Origin of the sequence: Mycobacteroides franklinii (assembly GCF_001853795.1) — a bacterium.
Lineage (GTDB): Bacteria > Actinomycetota > Actinomycetes > Mycobacteriales > Mycobacteriaceae > Mycobacterium > Mycobacterium franklinii.
Map to the genome: position 1 here is coordinate 359299 of NZ_MLIK01000019.1, position 21730 is coordinate 381028.

The 21730-nt window shown below is 63.2% G+C and carries 19 protein-coding genes and 1 tRNA gene; 7 read left to right on the forward strand and 13 right to left on the reverse strand.

The window, feature by feature from the left end; all coding sequences use genetic code 11:
* The first annotated feature begins 19 nt into the window (after positions 1 to 19).
* Positions 20 to 1306, forward strand: coding sequence for an IS701 family transposase (locus BKG76_RS09595; RefSeq protein WP_070937448.1), 1287 nt, complete (start codon positions 20 to 22; stop codon positions 1304 to 1306).
* Here BKG76_RS09595 and BKG76_RS09600 read toward each other — a convergent pair.
* From BKG76_RS09600 to BKG76_RS09635, 8 genes are all read right to left on the reverse strand, one after another.
* The gene (locus BKG76_RS09600) at positions 1202 to 2953 is read right to left on the reverse strand and encodes a helix-turn-helix domain-containing protein (RefSeq protein ID WP_070939090.1); all 1752 of its coding nucleotides are present in this window, start codon (positions 2951 to 2953) and stop codon (positions 1202 to 1204) included. The genes BKG76_RS09595 and BKG76_RS09600 overlap by 105 nt on opposite strands.
* Positions 2954 to 3181: 228 nt before the next feature.
* Positions 3182 to 4564 carry a lyase family protein gene (locus BKG76_RS09605; RefSeq protein ID WP_070937449.1) on the reverse strand — a complete coding sequence of 461 codons (1383 nt, stop codon included), beginning with the start codon at positions 4562 to 4564 and terminating at the stop codon, positions 3182 to 3184.
* Positions 4561 to 6489 (reverse strand): FAD/NAD(P)-binding protein, encoded by a 1929-nt coding sequence (locus BKG76_RS09610; RefSeq protein WP_070937450.1) that lies wholly within the window; start codon positions 6487 to 6489, stop codon positions 4561 to 4563. Before BKG76_RS09610 ends, BKG76_RS09605 begins: the two co-directional genes overlap by 4 nt.
* Positions 6490 to 7695: an FAD-dependent monooxygenase gene (locus tag BKG76_RS09615; RefSeq protein ID WP_070937451.1), complete on the reverse strand. Its 1206-nt coding sequence runs from the start codon at positions 7693 to 7695 to the stop codon at positions 6490 to 6492.
* Between the two features lie 34 nt (positions 7696 to 7729).
* Entirely contained in the window at positions 7730 to 9295 is a 1566-nt protein-coding gene (locus tag BKG76_RS09620) for an AMP-binding protein (protein ID WP_070937452.1), read from the reverse strand.
* Entirely contained in the window at positions 9292 to 9840 is a 549-nt protein-coding gene (locus BKG76_RS09625) for an SRPBCC family protein (RefSeq protein WP_070937453.1), read from the reverse strand. The genes BKG76_RS09620 and BKG76_RS09625 overlap by 4 nt, the downstream gene beginning before the upstream one ends.
* Before the next feature lie 123 nt (positions 9841 to 9963).
* A complete protein-coding gene (locus tag BKG76_RS09630; RefSeq protein WP_070939091.1) occupies positions 9964 to 10938 on the reverse strand; it encodes an NADPH:quinone reductase in 975 nt (324 codons plus the stop codon).
* Between the two features lie 66 nt (positions 10939 to 11004).
* A complete protein-coding gene (locus BKG76_RS09635; RefSeq protein ID WP_236737553.1) occupies positions 11005 to 12384 on the reverse strand; it encodes an alpha/beta hydrolase in 1380 nt (459 codons plus the stop codon).
* Between the two features lie 137 nt (positions 12385 to 12521).
* On the opposite strand from BKG76_RS09635, the gene BKG76_RS09640 reads away from it, so the two are divergent.
* Both BKG76_RS09640 and BKG76_RS09645 read left to right on the forward strand, forming a co-directional pair.
* Positions 12522 to 13700 carry an MFS transporter gene (locus BKG76_RS09640; RefSeq protein ID WP_070937454.1) on the forward strand — a complete coding sequence of 393 codons (1179 nt, stop codon included), beginning with the start codon at positions 12522 to 12524 and terminating at the stop codon, positions 13698 to 13700.
* A gap of 5 nt (positions 13701 to 13705) precedes the next feature.
* Positions 13706 to 13794 (forward strand) — tRNA-Ser (locus BKG76_RS09645).
* Between the two features lie 213 nt (positions 13795 to 14007).
* Here BKG76_RS09645 and BKG76_RS25010 read toward each other — a convergent pair.
* Complete coding sequence (locus tag BKG76_RS25010) at positions 14008 to 14595, reverse strand: zinc ribbon domain-containing protein (RefSeq protein WP_207543762.1); 588 nt, start codon at positions 14593 to 14595, stop codon at positions 14008 to 14010.
* Between the two features lie 177 nt (positions 14596 to 14772).
* On the opposite strand from BKG76_RS25010, the gene BKG76_RS25015 reads away from it, so the two are divergent.
* Both BKG76_RS25015 and BKG76_RS09660 read left to right on the forward strand, forming a co-directional pair.
* The gene (locus tag BKG76_RS25015) at positions 14773 to 15753 is read left to right on the forward strand and encodes a hypothetical protein (protein WP_131815809.1); all 981 of its coding nucleotides are present in this window, start codon (positions 14773 to 14775) and stop codon (positions 15751 to 15753) included.
* Positions 15754 to 15802: 49 nt separating this feature from the next.
* Entirely contained in the window at positions 15803 to 16651 is an 849-nt protein-coding gene (locus BKG76_RS09660) for a hypothetical protein (protein WP_070937457.1), read from the forward strand.
* A gap of 18 nt (positions 16652 to 16669) precedes the next feature.
* On the opposite strand, the gene BKG76_RS09665 is transcribed toward BKG76_RS09660, so the two are convergent.
* Complete coding sequence (locus tag BKG76_RS09665) at positions 16670 to 17005, reverse strand: histone-like nucleoid-structuring protein Lsr2 (RefSeq protein ID WP_070937458.1); 336 nt, start codon at positions 17003 to 17005, stop codon at positions 16670 to 16672.
* Positions 17006 to 17097: 92 nt separating this feature from the next.
* Here BKG76_RS09665 and BKG76_RS09670 point away from each other — a divergent pair, with 92 nt between their 5' ends.
* Together BKG76_RS09670 and BKG76_RS09680 are read left to right on the forward strand one after the other, a co-directional pair.
* The gene (locus BKG76_RS09670; protein ID WP_070937459.1) at positions 17098 to 17835 is read left to right on the forward strand and encodes a hypothetical protein; all 738 of its coding nucleotides are present in this window, start codon (positions 17098 to 17100) and stop codon (positions 17833 to 17835) included.
* A 400-nt stretch (positions 17836 to 18235) separates the two neighbouring features.
* Positions 18236 to 18928 carry a hypothetical protein gene (locus tag BKG76_RS09680; protein ID WP_070937461.1) on the forward strand — a complete coding sequence of 231 codons (693 nt, stop codon included), beginning with the start codon at positions 18236 to 18238 and terminating at the stop codon, positions 18926 to 18928.
* Here the strand turns inward: BKG76_RS09680 and BKG76_RS09685 are convergent.
* Genes BKG76_RS09685 through ligD form a run of 3 tightly spaced genes read right to left on the reverse strand, consistent with a single transcriptional unit; the run spans position 18925 to position 21715 of the window.
* Complete coding sequence (locus BKG76_RS09685; RefSeq protein ID WP_070937462.1) at positions 18925 to 19431, reverse strand: hypothetical protein; 507 nt, start codon at positions 19429 to 19431, stop codon at positions 18925 to 18927. The two genes, BKG76_RS09680 and BKG76_RS09685, sit on opposite strands and share 4 nt — an antisense overlap.
* Positions 19431 to 20687, reverse strand: coding sequence for a glycosyltransferase 87 family protein (locus tag BKG76_RS09690; protein ID WP_070937463.1), 1257 nt, complete (start codon positions 20685 to 20687; stop codon positions 19431 to 19433). The genes BKG76_RS09685 and BKG76_RS09690 overlap by 1 nt, the downstream gene beginning before the upstream one ends.
* Entirely contained in the window at positions 20687 to 21715 is a 1029-nt protein-coding gene (ligD, locus tag BKG76_RS09695; protein WP_070937464.1) for a non-homologous end-joining DNA ligase, read from the reverse strand. The genes BKG76_RS09690 and ligD overlap by 1 nt, the downstream gene beginning before the upstream one ends.
* Positions 21716 to 21730: the final 15 nt, after the last annotated feature.

The following is a 21730-nucleotide window of genomic DNA, read 5'->3' on the forward strand; positions in this document are numbered from 1 at the left end:
CTCATCGAGGTGCTTCAGCATGACATCTGCGACCAAGACCCAGGCCGCGACCGAACTGTTCGATACGCGCCCACGCGTCAACTCGGTCGACGCGATGGCGTCCGTAGCCTCGCATGTATGCCCCGAAGTGCTGCGATCGCTGCCACGCTGCGATCAGCGCGCCAAGGGTGAGGACTATGTCACCGGCCTGCTGAAGGTGCGCGGACGTAAGTCGGCACGGAACATGGCGGCCAGCATGGGCCAATCGATGGGTCGCGAGGTGAGCGAGCAGAATCTGCATCACTTCGTGAACAGCTCCACCTGGGACTGGTGGGCGGTGCGCCGGGACCTGACGTCCTATCTCACCAGCGCGTACCACGCGGCGGCATGGGTGGTGACCCCGATGCTGATCCCCAAGGCCGGCGTGCACTCGGTAGGCGTGGACCGACGGTATTGCCCGCGCGCCGGCCGCGCGGTCAACGGCCAGCTGGCCCTCAGCGTGTGGCTCGCTGCCGACGGCTTCGCGGTGCCGGTGAGCTGGCGGCTGCACCTGTCGCAGCCCTGGCTGGAGTCCACCACCAAGAAGTCGAAGACCTCCATCCCCGAGGACTACCCGCTGGAGTCGGTGAGCGGCTGCGCGCTCTCGTCGTTCCAAGAGTTCGCCCGGGTGGCGCGCCCCGCGAAGGCGCCGGTCATCTTCGATCTGCTCGGCGCCAGTGGCGCGGACCTGGCACAGGTCTTCGGGACACTCGCACACCAGGTCGCGACCACCCGAGTACCCAGCGACCTACAGCTTCAGGTCGTTGACCCGGCATTCGCGGGCTACCAGGGGCGTGTGCTGCCGGCCGCCCAGATCGTGCAGGCCACCAAGGGCTCCCGCCGCACCGAGCAGTACGTCTATCAGGGACGCCGCCACCTGATCAGCATCGCCAAGGTTCAGCTGGCCGACCCCGCGGCACCACGATCGCGGACACCGTTGACGCTCGTCGGGATGACTCCCCTGGACCATTCGCGTGCGCGCACCGAACTCTGGTTGACCAATGACCCCGAGTTCTCCACCTCGTCACAGGCGCATCAGGTGGCACTGGCAGATCACGTGCAACAGGGATACCTGCACCTGGCGAACCGGATGGGCATGCAGGACTTCGCAGGACGGTCGTTCACCGGATGGCACCGGCATGCCACCCTGGTGTCCATCGCGGCGGCAGTCGGATGCCTGGTGTCACCCGGTCTGGCGAGTGAGCAGCGAACCTCTCACTTTCCACAGCTTGATGGCGAGCTGCGTGTCCAGGAGCCGCTCGGCATCCTGCCACCCGTCACCAAGTAGTTCATTCACCCGGTCGAGTCGGCGCACCACGGTGTTCGGGTGTGTGTGCAGGATCTTCGCGGCGCGGGTGGGACTGGCACCGACGGTGAAATACACGTCGAGTGTCTGCAACAGATCGGTGTCGCGGTCCTCGTCATAGTCGATGACGGGGCCGACCATCGATCTGACGAATCCCTCCACATCCTGGTGGCGCGATAAAAGCACCCCCAGGAAGCCGAGTTCGTTTGCGGCAGCAGCTGTTCCAAGGGCGCCCAGTGCGCTCATCGCATCCATACAGCGCATCGCGTCCTGGTAGGTGTCCTCGATGGACTCGATCCGGTCTGACGGTCCGGCGGAGGACACCGTCACCGGCATCCGAAGGTGTGCCGTCGTCTCGTCCCATACCGTCTGGGCGGTGCGCCCCGCGTCGGATCCCGGGATGAGCAGCACCACGACCTCGTCCTGTGTGGCGCGCAAGCCACCCACCCGCGAGGCGAATGATGCCGACCACAGCGACGCACGATCCAGCCCGCCACGTTCGGGTCTGACGATGACGACGATATGCGGCTGATTGAGATCCAAAGCCAAACGGCGGGCATAGATTTGGACCAGCCTACTGTCACGCTGGCGGTAGTCCAGCACGTCGCGCAACAGGTCATTACGCAGCTGCGACACCGACAGCGACATCCGGTTGTCACCGCACAGCACTACGGCGGCGGTGGTGGCGAGATCCTGAATTTTCAACGGGTACAACGAGACCGGCCCGTCGTCCAGACTCGCGACGGATAGCTCACCGTGGAAGTCGTCACCAACGGTCAGCGCGGCGGTAAGGATGTTGTGCGCGTTCGGTTTCCATTTATAGGACGCGATCTCACCTCCGTCATGTCCCGTCACCCGCATCGCGACGCCGAGCTGCTCCCCGGCGGTGAGGACGAAGCCGTCCATGCCTCCGGGACCCGCACCGGTGTCCAATAGCGTGGTCCGCAGCTCCAGCCGGCGCTCCAATGCGCTGATTTGCGCTGTATTGCTGGAGAATTCGCGGGCGCGCGCAAGAGCGATACCCGCGAACGAGCACAGGCTCGCGAACAGAGACCGTTCGGCCGCGGTGAAGCTGCGCACCGTCCGTGAACCGACGTAGAGGTTGCCGAAATGCCGTCCCTCATGTTCCATCGGCATGACCATCAGGCTGTGCACACCCTCAGAACGCATGGCGGCATCGCCGTCGCTGGCCCGGCTGAATCTGGTGTCGGAAGGGTAATCCGCGGTCCACACCGGGCCCTGCCCCATGCGGTACAGACTGACCAACCCGACGTCGTCTCCGATCGGGAAGTAGAGCCCGTGGTTTATGGCGGTGGTGGGCCCGTCGACGTAGCGCACGTGATGCCGCATCTCCGGAGCCGAGTCGTCGCGCACCGAGATGAAGGAGAAGTCGGCGTCGAGCATGATCCGTGCACGTTTGACCAGGGTCGTTGACGCCTCATCGAGGTCATGGCAGCCGAGTAGGTCGATACCCACGCCCACCAAGTTGGACAGCCGTGCCTCACGCTGATTCTGCCCCTCGATAAGGCCGTAGATGCGCTCGGCGTACCCCCTGGCCCGGTGTAGATCCGCGGCGCTCCACGGTGGCGAGGACTCACGCGCCATCTCCCTGAGCCTGACCTCGAACACGTCGGGAGCCGTTCCAGAAGCCAGTAGCCGCAGCACGGCCAGCGCTGAATGGCCCGCACTCGGCACCGCGTCGCGCGCCCCACTCGCCTGAATCTCAGTCAATCCCAACTACCCGTCTGCCGTGTGTGCGTGGCAACCGTATGGGCGGGGTAGGGCACCGTCAAGACTCTTGCGCGCGAACAGTTCGCAAAGAATCAACCTGAGTGAAAGTTCGCGCAGGTGATTTCCTCAGGAAGGGCGTGCGATGGCCTCCTCAACCAGCTGACCTGCCGCTCCGGTGTAGGTGGTGGGGTCCAGCAGTTCATCGATCTCGGCCTCGCTCAACCACTCGATGATCTCCGGCCGGGCCAGGCTTGCCTCACGCAAACTCAGGTTACGCGCGACCGCCTCATCCACCACGGCGGTGACGACGGCTTTCGCCGGCCCCTTGCCCAGCCGTGGGGCGAGTGCCGCCGACAGTCGCTCGGCCGACGGCTGACCGCCGAGCAGGGCAAGATTCTCCGACATCCGTTCGGCGCGCACCTGCAGTCCGCGGCTCAGTTCAACGGCGGTCTGGGCTGCACCCCCGGTGAGACGCAAACACTCCCGCAACACCAGCCATTCCGCGTGCCAGCCCCCGGCCGAGCGCTCGTCCTCGCTGAGCAACGACTGCGTCAGGACGAGGCTCAGGGCCGGAACCTGCAGCGCCGCCGATCGGATCATGGTTGCCAACACCGGATTTCGCTTGTGTGGCATCGCCGAGGACACGCCGCGCCCAGGTGGGGCGGGCTCCGCTACTTCCGCGATCTCGGTGCGGCTCAACGTCAGTACGTCCACCGCGAGCTTCCCGAGAGCTCCCGCAACAAAGGCTGTGGTGCTGCCGATATCCGCGATGGGAGCGCGCAGCGCATGCCACGGCAAGCCGGACTCGGCCAGCCCCGTTCTGCGCGCGAATGCCGCGTTCAGTTTCTCGACGAACGCACCGGGCTCGGCCCCCTCCGACCCCGCGTACTCGAGGTATCCGGCAAGAGTTCCCGCCGCACCGCCGAGCGATACCGGAAGCGCATTCGCCAGCGCGCACACCCGTGTGTGCGCCTCGAGAACCAGCGCACGCCACCCGGATGCCTTGAGCCCGAACGTCGTCGGCACTGCCTGCACGGCCAGCGTGCGGGCGGCCATCACGGTGTCACGGTGCTGCGCGGCCAGCTCCGCAAGCGCCTCGGCCACATGGCCCAGGTCCGTGGCGATCAACTCCAGCACCCGCTTCGTCAGCATCATCGCCCCGGTGTCGAGAATGTCCTGGCTCGTCGACCCGCGATGCACGTAATCCGTGGCACTCGGCTCGATCTCACCCACGACTCGGGTCAGTTCCTTGATCAGCCCAACCACGGGGTTGGCGGTCTCCCGAGCCGATAAAGCCACCGTGCGGACATCGATATCGTGCGCGGCCGCTGCCTTGGCGATGACATCGGCCGCATCCCTCGGCAGCACACCGATATCCGCTTGGGCGGCCGCCAGCGCGACCTCGGCATCGAGCATCGCCTGCAACCACGCCGCATCGGTCAGTTCGGCCTCGGCGTTGGTGCCAGCGCTCACCGGGGACAGCAGCCCGGAGTCCAAGAAACCGCTCACACCAACACCCCGTGATCACCCACATCCGCAACAGGATTGGGCGCACAGGCCAATGCGGCACGAGCGATCGCATCGGCGTCACCCAGTGTCACCGAATCCACTCCCGGCCTGATCCCCGCCGCGGTGACCCAATGCACCGACTCGGTGGGAACCCCATAGGCGAACCGTCGCGGATGCACCCTCCCATCCGCACTGATCAACCGATACGGACGCTCCGTGACCGCCAGTCCTCGTGTCTGGTAGGCCTTCTGATCGTCCGTCGGAATCTCGTATTGGCGGCATTGTCCCGTCTCCTGCAGGAAGACCAGCAGCGGATCACTGCTGCGGCGCAGGTCCGGTTCGTGCAGTCGAGCCTCGATGAGACTGCGCGTGCGTACCGCCGATCCCGGCACCAGCGGCGACTCGATGACCACCGCGGGATCGTGGGTGTCGAAGCGCACCTGCATCTGCGGTCCCACCAAATGCATGACACCTGCCTCCACCAGCGCAATGATCTCCTCGATCCGCTGGGCCGGAGGTCCGATGGACAAGAAGGCATTGAGCGGCGTGTACCAGCTCTCCAGTTCGTCCCGGTATGACTTTCCGTCCAGACCACCGTGATCCACTGCGAGCCGGATCTCGTTGCGAAGGTCCCGCAGCACGTCGAGTGCCGCCTTCACCGGCCCGTCGACATTGCCCTCGCGCGCCATCACGACATCGGCCCGCAGGTGCTCAAGGATCCACGCGGTGAAATCCTCGGGGCCACTGAACTGACGGTCGCCCCAGGGGCGGTCGAGATCATCCCACTTCCAGACGATATCTCCCAGCCCATGATCAGACAGAATCGCAGGCAACGCGTCCTGCGCGGCATGAAGGTAACGCTCGGCGAACTCCTCTACCGGTGCACCACGCTGAGTCAAATGCCGTTCGTAGTACACGCATTCCACCTCGCGCGCGATAAGCGGCCACAGGTCGCGGCGGAACTGCAGCAGCCCTCCGAGATCCGCGCGGAGCTGGGCAATCCGCTCGACGGTGAGCAGCCGCGGGAAGTAACGCCCGGAGGAACCCTTCTGGTTCTCGCCGCGGGCGTGGTACGGGATGCCACGGCGCGAACTGGCGTACAGCACGGGTTCCTGCCCCGACGGGCGGTACACCAGGCGCGCGCCCTCACGCACGAACTTCCCGCCCCGGCCCACCGTCAACAACGCCATGTAGTCGAAGAAGTTCAGTCCCAGTCCCCGAACTGCCACGGGCTCACCTGCTGTGATGGCCGACAGGTCGATGTCCGCCGGATTGGCCGGCGTGACATAGGTCAGTCCGTGGATGCGGGCCAGGGAGGCTGCGCGCGCCTCGCCGGGCCGCAGCCCCGCGGGCACATGTCCGACGGCGAGAATGACGGCCTTGAGATCGTGTAAGCGGGCTCCGTTCTCCAGCCGAACCCCCTGGGGCCCATCGATATCGCCGTGAGTATCGGCCAGCGCCACCGCACGGGAACGGTGCACACGAACCGTGACGTGCTCCGGCGCCCATCCGACGACGCGGGCGAAACTATCGCTGAGGTAGTGCCCGTAGAGTGCGCGCGTCGGATACGAATTGGACCGCAGCGTGCGTGCCTCGGCGATGGCCTTCTCGCCACTGCGCGATGGATCCCCCAGCAATGCAAGGCTTTGTGCCCATTCGTAGAGAGTCGGCCCAGGTTCGATGGGGCCCGCGATGGCCACGCTGTCGTCGGTGAAGACGGTGATTTGCGAGGCCACGGTGTTCATCAACAGATGCCAGGACTGATCGGTGCGCCACACCGATCCGGCTCCCGGTGAGTACGGATCGACCACGTGCACGACGATCCTGTCCGCGCTGGGTGCGTGACGTTCGTTGGCGCACAGCCGCTCCAGCACCGCCAGGCCGCGAGGGCCGGCGCCGATGATGCAAATCTGATGATCCGACATCTACCGCACCCCCACCGTTGACGCCACCGCGGCCAGGCCGAAATCGGTCTCGCCGTGCATCCAGGCCAATGCCTCATGCAGATCGGAATCGCGCATGGCGCCCAGCTTTTCATTGCGCTCAGCGGCCGCGTGCCCGGCCGCGTGCCAGATGCCGATGCTGTCCCGGGCCGCCAATGTCACATCGCCGGTGCGGTCGCGCCGGGCCTCGACGAACCGGCTGAATCTGCCCGGGATACGGTCGGGATCGGCACCGATGATCGCGCCGAGGACGATGGCGTCTTCGAGTGCCTGGCTGGCACCCTGCGCCGCATAATGCAGCATGGGATGCGCCGCGTCACCTAACAACGCCACCCGGCGGTCGGACCACTGCCGCACCGGGTCACGATCCACCAGTGCCCAGGACCTCCAGTCCCGGCCCAGCTCAAGCAGACTGCGGGCCGTGCCCCGCAAGGGGGCCAGCTCGGCGAGCACCCGGGCCCCACTTACCGAGACTCCCGAGAACGCCTCCATGGCGCCGTCGGTTCGGCTCGCCGCCAGATTGAGCAGTGCGCCACCGGCGATCGGGTAGGTCACCAGATGGCATCCGGGCCCGGTCCACCAGGTGACCGAATTAGATTGCAGGCTCTCGTCAACACGGTCGATCGGGACCGTGGTGCGGTACACCGTGATCCCGGCGACCCGCGGTTCTCCGTCGTCCAGCAGGGTGCGTCGGATGGCAGAGTTGACACCGTCGGCGCCGATCAGACCGTCGCCTTCCACGCTGGTGCCATCGGCAAGTAGCGCGCGCACTCCCGCGGTATCCTGCTGATATCCGAACACTTCACTGCGGCTGCGCAGTTCGATGCGGCTGTCCGCGGCGCATTTGTCGACCAGGATGCGATGCAGCTCCGCGCGGTGAACCACCAGGTACGGACTATCGAACCGATGCTGGTAGTCCGCGCCCAGGCTCATCGTGTTGATCAAACGATCGACGGTGGCGTCGAACAGTCGCAGCGAGTCCACCTGGACTCCGATGCGTGCGATCTTGTCGCCCACACCCAGCAGGTCCAGCGCATGTAACCCGTTGGGCGCCAACTGGATACCCGCCCCGATCTCGGCGAACTCACGGGCCCGCTCCAGTACGATCACCTCGTTACCCGACGAGGCCGCGCTCAACGCGGCGGCAAGCCCGCCGATACCGCCACCAACCACAATGAGCCGGCTCATCACTGGGCTCCATTCTCTTCGCGCGAGCGGCTCATCAGAGGGCCCCCGCTCCGATGCGCGCAGACAGTTCCAGCCTCTTGATTTTCGTGGTGGCCGTCTGCGGCAGTTCATCGAGACGCAGCTGCAAGGGCGGCGCCATGGGTGGCAGCTGCGCCGCCGCCGCGTCCCACGCGTTCAGATTCAGCGGCACATCGTTTTTCGTGCACACGACCGGCTGGGCGAGGCCATTCGGACCGGCGACGATGATCACCTCGGTGAGCTCATCGACCGCCAGGAACAGACGATCCTCGGCGGCCAGGGTGCTGCCGAAACCGTCGATGAGGTCAACCTCGCGATCGAGCAGATGGATGCAACCCCAGCGGGTGCGGTAGCCGACATCGCCCATCCGCCACCAGCCGTCATCGAGCTGCTTGTCGTAGCGTTCCTGCTCGCCGAGATAGGTACGAATCCGGCCGTCGGTGCGCACCTCGATGTAGCCGGGGTTTTCCGACGACGGCGGCTGTCCATTGCGTGACACGATCCGCACATCGGTCATGCCCGGGAAGGGGTAACCGACGCAACGCCCATCGGAGTCCGCGGAACGGAAGCGGCTGAACCCGCGTGCCACGATAGGACCAACCTCGCTTTGTCCGTATAGCTGTCCGAATAGCGGGCGCCGCCGACCCGAGGCCGCGAGCAGCGTGCGCACGGTGCGAGGATGAATGGCATCGAAGGTGCTGCTGAAGTACTTCACCGAGGCCAGTGGGCGTCGCGGGTCTTCGGCCAGCACCTCCCAGTTGATAAAAGTATTCGGGTGGGCCTCAAGGATTCCCGGCTTCACGCGCAGGAAGATCTCCGCGGCGTGCTCGGGTTCGTCGTCGACGAGTACCACCACCGGGAAGCCGCGCAGGATCGCGATCGCCAGTGCGGTCACCAGACGCGAATGCACGAAGGACACGTGGATAACGATGGGCTCGCGGCGGCGCACCAGTGCGGCCACGGCGGCTTGTGGGCGATAGCGCGCCTCAAAGGTGAAGTTGGTGTGCACCGCAAGCTTGGGCACTCCGGTGGTACCGGAGGTGTGGGTGATAAGGGCCGGATCGTGTGGACTAGGGATAACGGCAGGCGCCGCAGCGGCGGGAGTCAGTCCTGACAGTGTGACGGCCTGGGGGTGTTCGCCCTCGGCGAGTAAGACGCGAGAAGTGATTTCGGCGATGGGCTCGCCTGCCAGCTCACCGTCGAGCTTGGCGGCGTCGGTCAACAGCGTCGGGTTGCCGACCCGCCTGATGAGGGTGGCCACCGTCGGGCCGTCGAGCTTGGGGGACAGCAGAACTGGTACCGCGCCCACTCGGGCGGCGGCACATGCCGCCAACGTGATGTCGAAACCATCGGACTTGTGGATGACCAGTTTTTCGCCCGGAGCGACACCGGCGGCACGCAGCCGTCGCGCGATATCGTCCACCGCGGCAGCCACCGCGGCGATGGTCGCGGTGCCCTCCAGCTGCGGAGCCAGCGAAGGCCGGTGATCCAGCGTCAGGGTGTTGGAGGGGTGCCTGCGTGCGGCGCGCTCGAAGAGCGTGCCGAGCTTGATACCGCGGTTTCCGATGCGCTGCAGAATCATTGGGGTACTCCGGCTTCCTGGGTTGCGCGAGACTCCTCGGTGATACGCGCGATGGCGTCCACGGTGGCCTGCATATCGGCGCGGAGCTTGTCGCCCCACTCACTGACGAACCGCTGCTTACCCTCTTCATCGAGGTGCGACATGATCTCGGTGATGCCCTCGGTGGGCTTACCCATCCGGTAGTGGTGCCGCAGGATCGATCCGCCCTCGGCGGCATCGACAAAGTAGCTCCAGACGCTCTCCTGCAGTTCGCCCGATCGATTCAGGATGGACCAGCTGAACTGCCTAGGCGCTTCGGCGGCCACGATCTCACTCTCCGTCTGCCAGCCGCCGCGCACCACCGGCGCCCAGGCAACGACATCGGTCGCACGATTGTTGTTTCCGCGGAAGCGGGCGCCGACCTGGCCCGGTTCACCGGATATCCACTGTCCACCAATGCATTCGGGACTCCAACGACCACTCTCGGGGAGGTCGCTGACCAAGGCGTACAGCTCGTCAGGGGTTGCGGTGGAGAAGGCGCTGGTTTCGATTTCGAAGAGGGTCACGCATAAAAGGCTGGCACCGGTGCTGGGGTGCAGCGATGTATCCGCGGACGGTCCGTCAAGTTGGTTTCCGGGTCCGTCAAGTCGATGAGCCGTGGACGGTAAACGCCTGGTTGCGGCCGGGAATCACGCGGGCAGCAGTACGAGGCGAGTGCCGCTCATGACCTCGGTTTCGATACGCCGGTGCGCCCGCGCCGCTTCCGAAAACTGCATCATATCAATGGTATTCGGTGTCAGGTCGCCGTCGGACAACAGAATCGCGGTGCGCTGGGCCGCACCGGCGAGCTGACAGGTCGACGCCCTGGACATGACAAATCCGCGGATGGATCCGCTCTTGCGGTACAGCGGACCCAGGGGGACGGCCCGCTGGGTCTCCCGGGTACCGTCTCCCGATAGCAGGACGATGCGGCCGTGTGGCGCAAGCAGATCCACCGCTGCGGCGAGATCGTTGACACCCGAAGTGTCGACATAGACGTCGACGCCACCGTGGTGCGCCTTACTCACCGGCCCAAGCCAGTCCGTGGTGTAGTCGTACGCCTCATGGGCGCCAAGTTGCCTGCATCTGTCCAGGCTGCGCTGGGAGGCAACCGCGATCACCCGCGCACCGCTTCGGACCGCGAGGGCGATGGCCGCCGACCCCACATTTCCGCCGGCGCCGACAATCAGCACTGTTTCCCCGGCCCTGATTTCGCCATACTCGACGGTTGCCAGATATGCGGTGGAGGCCGGGTGGGCCAACGCGACGGCCGCCAGCGGATCGACATCCGCCGGCAACTCATACAGTCTTTCGGCCGGCACTATGGCCAATTCCGCTGTAGCACCTTGCCTTCCGTCGTATCCGAGACTGGTGCACCACACCTGGTCGCCGGCACGGAATCCCCCGGCATCGTGCACAACCGTGCCGACCAGGTCGCGTCCCACCACGAACGGTAGCGGAATTGACGTCGGGTACGCACCCGACCGCACGAAGGTGTCGACCGGATTGACGGCTACCGCGCCGACCTGGACGAGCACCTCATCGGCCCCCGCCACAGGTTCGGGAAGCGTGCCGTATCTGATGTTCTCCGCGGGTCCTCGCTGCTCGATGTAGGCGGCGCGCATGCACACATCTTGCGGCATGCCGGAGCCCGTCACAACGTGACGGATTACGTTGCCAATGATTGCAATTCACTGCGCCTGCGCGGGCAGCGCCGTCCGCGTCACGCCGGCCGTGCCCAACCGCCCGGCAATCCACGGGAAGGCATCCGCGAAGGCCTCCTGCGCGTACGCCCAGTCGTGGTTGCCGGTCCGCCGCACCACCGCACACTCGATGCCGGCGGGCAACGCCGCCGCACAGAGCCGACTCGCCGCGATCGGGCCGGTGAACTGCTCCTGCCCCGCCCTGATCTTTGCGGTCGTCGATACGTCCAGCCAGCCCGCCACATCCTGATAGCGGCCATGGCTCCGCATCGCCGACAACGTGTCGAACCGCGCCCACTGTCCTTCGTCACCGGCGTAGAGCCGTGCCACCGTTTGATCCTTGGTGCCCGCGTTGGGAGTGAGGTCGCCGGCCATGTCGACGAAGGCGTGGAAGAGCTCCGGGTGGGTGATGGTCAGGTCGGCCGCACAGGTTCCGCCCATCGACCAGCCCACGACACCCCAGCTGCCGGGGCTCGCACTGGTGCCGAACTCTGAAGTCACATAAGGAACAACCTCTTTGGTGATGTGATCGGCGACGTTGCCGCGCGGCCCGTTGACACATTCCGTGTCGTTGTTGAATGAGCCTCCGGTGTCGGCGAAAACCAGTACCGGGGTGACACCGTCATGTGACCGCGCGAAGCGGTCCATGGCACCGGCCGCGTTGCCCTGGCGTACCCAGTCGGCGGGCGTCGACCACGCCCCGGAGATCATGACGATGACAGGAAGTTGCGGGGGCGCGGGCCGCGCGAACCAGGCGGGTGGCAGGTAGACGTACTCGGCGCGGTGACGGAATCCCGAAGCGTCCGCAGGGATATCGACGGGAACGACCCGCCCCGTTGTCGTGGATCCTTTGCCCTTCAGGTCCTGCACCGTCGCCAAATCGGCCTCGTCGGGCAATGGGCCGGCGGTCACCGCCGCCCACGCCAAGCGCAACGTGTCGTAGTAGTCGATCCACTGATTGAGCACCGTGGCGGCGGCCAACAGACACAGCGGCACCGCCAGCATCATCGCGCCCCGCCGTATCCACTGTGTCCGCACCCAGCCCGCGATCACGACAACCAATGCCACTGCGGCCAAACCGATCCATGTCCACAGCAGGAGCGGCGGCGGGTTGTCGGCCATCCCTTGCGAGGTGATGTACCAGTACGCCAATGAACCCACAGCCACACCGCACAGCACGGCACTGGGCACCCACACACGGAGCCAACTCCGTGGCCTGCGATAGAGACCGGCAACCAGTGTCAGCGCGGCCAGAAGCTGAATCGCCACCGGCAGCCAGCCGTGAATGAGCGACGGGCCTGCGTACAGCGGATTGTTTCGCGCATAGGCGGGCAGCTCGGCCAACACCAATGTCCCCGACGGCGACACGCCCCGATTGTCCCCGCGATTCCTGAAGAACATCCCCGGGCAGTCTGGAGAATCGCTGGGAATCAGCCGATCTCGGAGGTGACGGACAATGCGGCCGCTGGTTGCCGGTGCACCCGTGCCCGGCCAATAGTGCAGAAATGACGCGGGTTGTCCTGATCGTGCTGTGCGCGCTGCAGGTCACCATGCAGCTCTACGTGTGGATTCCGATCCACCACTCGGTGTCGGCGTCCTACGGCGGGCAGAACATGACGCCCGCCCTGTCCGCGGCACTCTTCGGCTACGCGGCGGGTTTCCTGCTGTTCGGGCCCGTGACAGACCGCTTTGGCCGTCGGCCTGTACTGCTCGCCGGGGTATCCGTCATGGCCGTCCTGACCTTCCTGGTTCCCTTCGCCCCGACACCCGCACTGTTCGGATTGCTCCTGGTGCTGCAAGGTTTCGCCGGAGGCGCGTTCTCGCCGTCCGCGTTGAGTTATCTCGGAGAGGCGCTGCCGCGACGGACGGCGACCACCGCGATCGGCGCGGTATCCACCGCGTACCTGATGGCGGGTGTGCTCGGCCAGGTAATGGCTTCCGTCATCACTGACGCATGGGGTTGGCAGTGGCTGTTCTGGGTGAGCGCCGCCGGACTCGCGGTCAATGTCGCGCTGCTGGCGCTCGTCATGCGCGAGGAGCGCAGCGGGGACCCGTCGGCGCGGGTGGTGTCGGGCTTCGCCGCACAGGCTCGCCTACTCACCCGTGCCGATATCGCGGTGCCACTGGCGGCCGTCTTCGTGCTGATGTTGTCGTTCGTCGCGATGTACACGAGCCTGGCGACTCAGCTGGTGGATGCGTTGCACCTGCCCGAATCCATGGGCACCACGATTCGGCTGGCCGGCATTCCCGGAATGTTGGTGGCCCCGTTTGTCGGGTCATGGGTGGGCAAGGTCGGTACCGAAACCGGGGCGCTGGTGGGATACCTGCTGGCCGCCGTGGGACTGGCTGTCGAGGCGCTAGGTGCCGAATCGATTCCGGTCATCATCGTCGGCAGCAATATCTTCGTCGCCGGGATCGCGATCGCCTCCACGGCAATGGTCACCATGTTCGGCGATCGGGCCGCTCCCCGACGCGGTGCGGGTACAGCCCTGTACGGATTCACGGTCTTTCTCGGTGCCAGCTCCGCGCCCTACCTCGCGCGTGCTCTCGGGTTCCGGCCGCTGCTGGGTGCTCTCGTAGTCGCGCTGATCGCCGGCGCGGCCCTCGTGGCCAGCTCACGACGTGCATCCGGGCCGGTCACGGCGACGGTGGACATAAGCACCCAGCCCAGTCCGCTACCATGACCGACGGAGGATTCGCCTAGTGGCCTATGGCGCTCGCCTGGAACGCGGGTTGGGTTAATAGCCCTCAGGGGTTCAAATCCCCTATCCTCCGCCAAAGTGCTGCTATTTGAACACTGAGGGCTATAAAACGCCTGTTCAAGTAGTGAGAGCACCGTGGTGTTATCAGCGGCAGCGTCCCTAACAGGGGCGCTGCTGTTGTTTTTGCGGCTGTAGTGGTGTCGGTGCAAGGTTTGGATGCCCGTGCCGCCTGTGGTCTGGCGTGCGTGCCAGTCGCGCCGTAGCTCGATGATTTCCTCGAACGGCTCGCTCAGTTCGTCTGAGGCCACGTAGACCGTCCTGCTCCCGTCTGGGGATGCGTTTGGCTGGTCATCGTCCACATTGAGGTACAGGCGGTTGAAAATCGTGCGATTGAGAGCCGCCTTGTATCTGTTGCCGCTCTCTCGGTACATCTCATACGGCTGTCGAGGTAGTCGAGGACGTGGGATACGTTCGTGAATGCCTGAGTGATGGACTGAACACCGGCATCGAGTTCTTGGATCAGGCGTTTGCGTTCGTCGCGGAGCTGGCGCAGTTTGGCGGTGATCTTTTCTTTCGGCCAGTCCGGGTCAAGAGCTAGTTCGACGTAGCGATCTTCTTGCCGGTCGAGTTCGGTCAGGCGCTTTTTCATCCGGGTACGGTCACTGTGTCGGGAAGCCCGAGACTGGTCTACCGCTCCTGCGAACAGTTCTGAAAGCCGAATCTTGAAATCTTCTCCGAGGGTGACGGTGCGGTAGTGCTCTGCCACGGCATGCTCTGCCTGACTCGCTCGGATATAGGGCAGATCACAGACCTTGCTTTGCCGTCCTCGACAGACGAAATAGAAATAGAACCCACCGGACTTGCCGCGTCCGCGCATCACCCGCTGCCGTCGCAGCAATCAGCCGCGATACGCGCTGCAGCTCCTCAGGAGGAACCCCCAACACCCCACCAGACATGTGACGAGGCTAACCGGGGCGGAAGCGTGCTGCAAGAGCAAACGTCAGAGTCATGTTTTAGCGCATTCCGCTGTGAAGCACGCGCATAGAATCCATCTATGCCTTACGCCTTTGAAAACAGGATTGTCTTGGGCGACAAGACCTTAGATTCTTCCGAAACAACGCGTGTGATCCACGATTCAGGCACCGAAGTTGTCGCGCTATATCCCGAGCACAGTCAAACAGGCTTTAAGAACGCCGACTGGCTAATGCTTCGAGGCGAAGGGTTCCCGTCTTCGGATGCGGCATTTGAAGCTGGCATGCTTTGGCGTCAACAACTCTTGGTGGCTTTTGCAAAGGCTGAAATTGGCGCTGACTTTGACGCAGTGCCGATGCAGCACGAAGAGGGCGACCGAGAACGATCAGCTGAAGCGCGCGGACTGCGTGTTTACCTACAGCCCGAAGGAAACGCTATCAGAGTTAGCGGAAGAGCGGAAATACGCGTTGCGCGACTACTGGACAACTTTCTGTCAGAAGATTTATCCACGGCACGCGAGTTAGTGCCGGACGGGCTGAATCGGCAACTTGAACTGGCGTACACAACGTTCCATATGGCGCTGGCGACGACGAATTTGGAAATCAAGTACATATTGTTCGTCACTGCTATCGAGGCACTGATTGCCGATACAAAACCCGAAAAGGATGACAAGACGCTAGTTGCAGCACTGAAAAATCTACAAGGCGAAGTGATGGGATCTGAACGGTGGGATACCCAAGTACGCGACCAAATTGCGAAAGTGCTCGAAGAAGCGCAGAAGAAATCCATTCTGAGGCTCGGTAAAGATCTGGCGGGTAAGCTCGATCCCAAGAAATACGATGGAAAGAGCGCCAGAAAGTTCTTTGACGAAAACTACGCTGGACGAAGCGCAATAGTACACGGCAATACTACTGAGACTGAACGACCCGAGCCTGCAGAAATCGCGCGAAGACTTCCGCACCTAAGAGAATTTGTTCTCGACCTGCTCGCTCGAGAATCTGCAACAGCCCAGCGAACGAACAACGCAAGGGAAGCAAGCGACATCCTTCAACCACCAACGTGATAAGTAAAATCCGTTGATTAGCCTTGCTAGTCCGCATAGGCTACTTGATATGACCGACGCAAGGAACCCCTGGGACATACCTGAGTGGCGTGCCCTTGGACGCGAAGCTGCACTCGTGCGGCAGTTAATAGGCTCCGGTGCGACAGCACTAGGACATGCCAACTACGCCGATCTCACAGGCGTGTATTACACGGCATTTTTCGGTCTGTCAATTGGTTTAGAGCGTCTCTGCAAGCTCATCCTAGTCGCAGACCATGCCATCAACCACCAAGGCGAATTGCCGACTCAAAAGTTCGTGAAGTCTTACGGGCATAAGTTAACTATACTTTGCGACAAGGTCGAAGAAATCGCAAACAACCACCAACTGGAGATCCGCTACTCCCGCCCGAAGAATGAAATTACATCAAGCATCCTCAACTGTCTTGACGCATTTGCAGATGCCGGACGTGGCCGGTACGCCAACTTTGCAGAACTTGGCGACCCTAATTTGAGCCAAGACGAACCGATTGCCAACTGGTGGAACGATGTCGCTGAAGCAATCCTGACCAAACATTATTACGGAAAACGTGCGCAGCAAGGTGTTGAGTCGCGGGCGGCACTTGCTCATGCCCTACTCGCCCCCTACTCGTCTGTTCTGTTTGTCAACGAGACTAACGACGTGATGACCACGCCACTTGATGCCTCAATTCGCACAGGGCAGGCCGAGCTTGTTCAGCGGTATGGCCGTTACTATGCCCTGACCATTGCCCGCTGGTTGGCAGATGTGTTCTGCGAACTAACGAGGAAAGCCTGGCATAAACAGAACATTCATGCTTTTTTCGGCGTGTGGGAGCATTTGTGGGACTACGCGGTTTCAGATGATTTCCTGAAAACACGAAAGGTCTGGCCGCTAAAGTGACCTTGCATACTTGACTAATTAGTTCGCTGCGTTGAACGCGTCAATAACCTCGGCAGGAATACGCCCACGCGATGAGACCGCGTGCCCATTCTTGCCAGCCCACTCACGGATTGCCGCACTCTGTGCACGGTCGATGGTTGCCCGCTTACGGCCTGAGCCCGAGCTGCCACGGCGACCGCTCACCTTGCGAGCGTGCTCCGCCCAGGCAGAGAGCTGCTTGCGTAACTTCTCGGCATTTTTAGACGAAAGGTCTATTTCGTAGGTAATGCCATCAAGGCCAAATTCTACGGATTCGTCGGCGGCAGCTTCACCATCAACATCATCCACGAGCGTTACCGTGACCTTCTTGGCCATAAGGCACCTTTCTAATCAAAATTTGCTTGCTTGTAGGAACTATCCCATACATCTGCGAGGTTCAACGACGCTTGAAGAGATAGACTCCATCCATGGAAGCCATCGGGGTATGGGCAGGAGTCATAGGTGCCGTCATCGCGCTGATAGCACTGATCTTTGGCTATCTTTGGTATCGCGGTGGCAGGAAGGTGACCAAGGAATCTATAGCCCTCGGCGAGCGTAGTCGTGTCAGCAGTATCAATTCTTCTCGGGGCGATAGCCGTGAGCTTGGATTTCAGAACATGATTGCCGCAATTGACACCATGCAGTACTACCTATGCAGGCAAAACTCAGGCGGCAGCGAAAATAAGTTAACCGACGAAGAGTACGCCGAGATGAGCCATAAACTTAAGCGTCGAATGGAGCTGGGGCGGCACCTCCTGCTTGCCAACGTGTCAGATTACGACGTAGTAGACCCCACCTTAGAACATATAGAGCAACTGTATTTCGCTAGAAAAGTTCACATGATCGACGCTCCAAATAGGGAACAGTACGAACTCTGCCGCAGCATGCTCATCGAATGCCAACGTCTATGTGACGAGCTCGAAACAGACAGCTCAGCCCAGAAGAAAGCTGCCGCGATACAACAGCAGAAGGACATGTTGAATAGCAGTATCGTTTCAAAACTTAGCGGCCGACTGATCGCGTCAGACGGTGTCATCATAATACCGGGCGCTGGGAATGGAGCAATGGATTTTATCAAACACGAGATAGCGGCTCAAGAGGAGATGGAGTCGTATCAGAAAGTATGTGAAGAACGTTTGAAAACTTGGGAGCACCGAGGAATCTAGGGTACGAATATACGGTTCAGCATAATTTCTCAAAGCTGTCGGAAAATAGGGCTTAAACCCGTTTCCTCCTTCTTCCCACCTTCCTCCGCTCCACTCCCGCCCGATCCAGCAGCTTCGCCACCGACCCCCGACTCATCCGCCGTTCACGGGCAATCGCCGCTAGCGACATGCCACGCGCATACATCTCAACTACCTCGGCCTGATCTGCCTCTGTCAGCCCCCGTGACGGCACCGGACGCGGCTTGTCTACGGACAACATCAGCGGTGACTTGCCCCGCGCCTGGTCAAGCAGGCTTGGATCATCCCCGGACGAGGTGTCTATGCTGTCCAAAGGAGTAATACGGATGTTCAAGTAAGGCTTAAGTACGTCCGCCACTGCAGGACCGCATCAAGGAGGGCAATGGCTGCCGGACGCCGGACGGCGACCATCGTTCTGACCAGCAGCCATGCCGCTCTCTCCTTGATCGCGGGACTGCTTTTTTTCTTTTTCGCCCTGCCCCGCTGGCCTGAGCTGAACGGCTCAACCGGCCACACCTTCGGTACGTGGATGCGCATCATCAGCGGCGCGCTGCTGGCGGCCGCGGGCGTACCGGCCCTCGCCGCCTGGCGGCAGACCCGTCGGCCCGAGTTCGCGACGCCACAACTGGCCCTCACGCTGCGTGCCGCCGCCTTCACCGGCAGCTTCCTGGCCGGTGCACTGGTCACCGGAACGGCGATCGCCGAGATCTGGCTGAACCTGGACCGGTTCGGCATCTGGGAGTTCGGGGTGTACGGCGCCGCCGCGGCGATCGGGATCCTGGCGTTCGCGGCCTATCACCTGGCCTTCGTGGCCGAGCGTCCCGCGCCGGAACGCACGCCCCGCCCGGCCAAGAAGAAGGCCGCCACACCCGACACCGAGGACTCTGCGGATGCCGGGGACGCTGAGGCCCCCGAGGACACCGACGTGGACGAGGCCGTCGCGCCCGAAGACGCCGAGAACACCGACGTCAAGGACGAAGAGACCCCGGACGCGGAGGGCAAGGACGAGGACACCGTCGAGAAGGTTCTCGAACCGGCCCGCGGCCTGCGCAACCGTCGCACCCGACGGTCCTAACTGGCGTCCTTACCCCGCGCCGACAGGACGAGAACCGAACCGTCCTTGGGCGCGAACGCCTTGACCTCCCAGCCACCCTTGTCGGTCTTGGTGGACAACATCCGGTCAAGCTCATCGCTGCGCTCGAACTGCGCGGTGGACGGCACCCCGGCATCGAGGGTCTTCCACAGGCGTGGCCTGGATGCGAGCACCATGCTCGAACGGAAGGGCGCCACGTACGCGGCCAGCTGCTGCGGCGGCATCTCGATGATCGCGTCCACCCAATACGTGGTGTCGGGGCCGGGCAGGGGCTCGTCACTGAAGAAGCCCTGCACCCACTCACCGGTAACCGGCTTGGGCAGCTTGGGGAAACGCTGCTCCAGCGGGTCCGAGTCGTAGCGAACCGGCGACGCGCCGGTCTGTTGCGGTGTGTAGGACATCTGGGTGGACCCAGCCTTATCCCATAACGAACAACCACTCACCGTGAACAGCGCGACGGCGCAGGCCGCCGCCCAATGTCTCATTACTGCACGGTACCGGCCCCTAAGCGTTTGGTAGCGAGTACCCAAATCGCCACCGCAAGAAACAGCAACGGATAGAGCGCCGTGTCGAAGACTCTTTCCGCGCGCGACATGTGCGCGATGACCGCGTCCCAGCCGGTGATGTAGGACTCGAAATCAGGATTCAGCCGCATCGCGCGCACATAGAGTCCCAGATACCACCACATGGACACGAGCAGCGCGATCACGGCGGACGCCGCGGCCCACTGCCACCGGGCCCTGCCCTTCGTCGTCAGAATGTGGTTGACCAACAACACCATCAGCGGAACTGTCCACACCCAATGGTGAGTCCACGCCAACGGCGAGACCACGCAGCCGACCATCCCAACGACGATGACCGCGAGCAGCTCGTGGCCCGCCGAATGCGCGCGCCACGCGGCGGCCATTCCCCACAGGGCGGCGCAGCCGGCGAGTAGAACCCACAACCAGGTCGGCATCTGCTGCGGCGTGTAGATATTCGCCAGGACGCCGCCTATCGACGAGTTGGCCGGATGGTCCAGCGAGCCGATATGGCCCGTCGTCCGCACCGCACCCAACCAATAGTCGGACGAATCAGAGGGCAGCACAATCCATCCCAGTAGCACGGTGCCCATGGCCGTCACCATCGCCGCTGACGCGGCGCGCCATTGTCGAGTGATCAGCAGGTACGGAACGAAGATGACGGCCGTCAGTTTGACACCCGCGGCGACACCCACCGACCAGCCGCGCCACCGGGCCCCTTCGGGTCGGGTGAGATCCCAGATGATGGGTGCGGCCAGTACGAGATTCACCTGCCCCTGCCACAGGGTGCCGTGGATCGGCTGAATATCCCAGGCCACCAAGTTCATTCCCGCGCACGCGACAGCCAGGGGCGCATTCGCGGAGTATCCGAGCACCCGCCAGCAGCGCCAGATGATGGCGAACAGGGCCCCCAGATTCACCAAAAACCAGATGACCTTCGCAGCCCCCAACGACACAAAACCCAATGGCGCGAAGATCATTGCCGCGAACGGGGTATAGGTGAACCATCCCGCATCCGGTATCTCGGTGGCGTACAACGGTTCACCGTGCAGAACCCGCAGACCTCCGAACCGGTAGGTCATCAGATCGCCACCGTTGGTGAACAACCCGAAGCTGTTCGGGGCGTTCAGCGGTATCAGCCAATGCTGCAGCAGCACGGCCACAAGTCCGGCCGCCAACCACACACCAGCCGCCCGCCACGACATACTGCGGACCGTCACTACTGCTTCCTATCGGTATCCCGAGACGGCTGAACGCGTTTCGGTTCTCCCGGCATCTTCGGGTAGTTCGGCGGATACGGCATATCCCCCAATCCGTCCGCCTCGTCTCGTTCTACCATCTCCAGCAGCGGCTCGATCGACTGCGGTGCATCATCCATCTTCGCCATGGGGTCCGGTCGTTTCCGCAGCAGATCGGGCACGGTAGCGATGGTGAAATCATCGGGTTCGGCGTCCACCAGTTCTTCCCACGTCAACGGCGTGGATACGGTGGCGATGGGCGTGCGCCGCACCGAGTACGCCGATGCCATGGTGCGATCGCGCGCGTTTTGGTTGAAGTCGATGAAGATGCGCTCCCCGCGTTCTTCCTTCCACCACGAGGTGGTCACCTGCTTGGGCGCGCGACGTTCCACCTCGCGCGCCAGCGCGATCCCGGCCCGGCGCACCTCGATGAAGTCCCAACGGGCCTCGATACGTAGGTAGACGTGGATGCCGCGACCGCCGGATGTTTTCGGGTAGGCGACAAACCCCAGCTCGTCCAGTAGCGGGCGCAACACCTCGAGCGCAACCGACTTGGCTTCGTCGAAACCGGTTCCCGGCTGCGGGTCCAAATCAATGCGCAGCTCGTCGGGATGATCCAGATCGGGGAAACGAACCTGCCAGGGGTGCAGCGTCACCGTGCCCATCTGCGCTGCCCATACGATCGCGGCGGGCTTGGTCACTCGCAGCACCTCCGCGGTGCGACCAGAGGGAAAGGTGACCTCACAGCTGTCCAGGTACTCCGGATAGTGCTTCGGCAGCCGTTTTTGGTAGATCTCTTCGCCGTCGATGCCGTCGGGGAAACGCTGCAGGTGTGTGGGGCGGTCGCGCACCGCGTTCATCATCGGGCCGACAGCCACTGTGCGGTAGTACTCGGCGAGGTGGCGTTTGGTGCCACCCTCCGCTCCCAACTGCGGGAAGTACACCTTGTCAGGGTTGCTCAGCCGGACGGCGATGCCGTCGACATCCAGTTCCTCGGCGGGCGTGGGCATTACCGTCATCATATG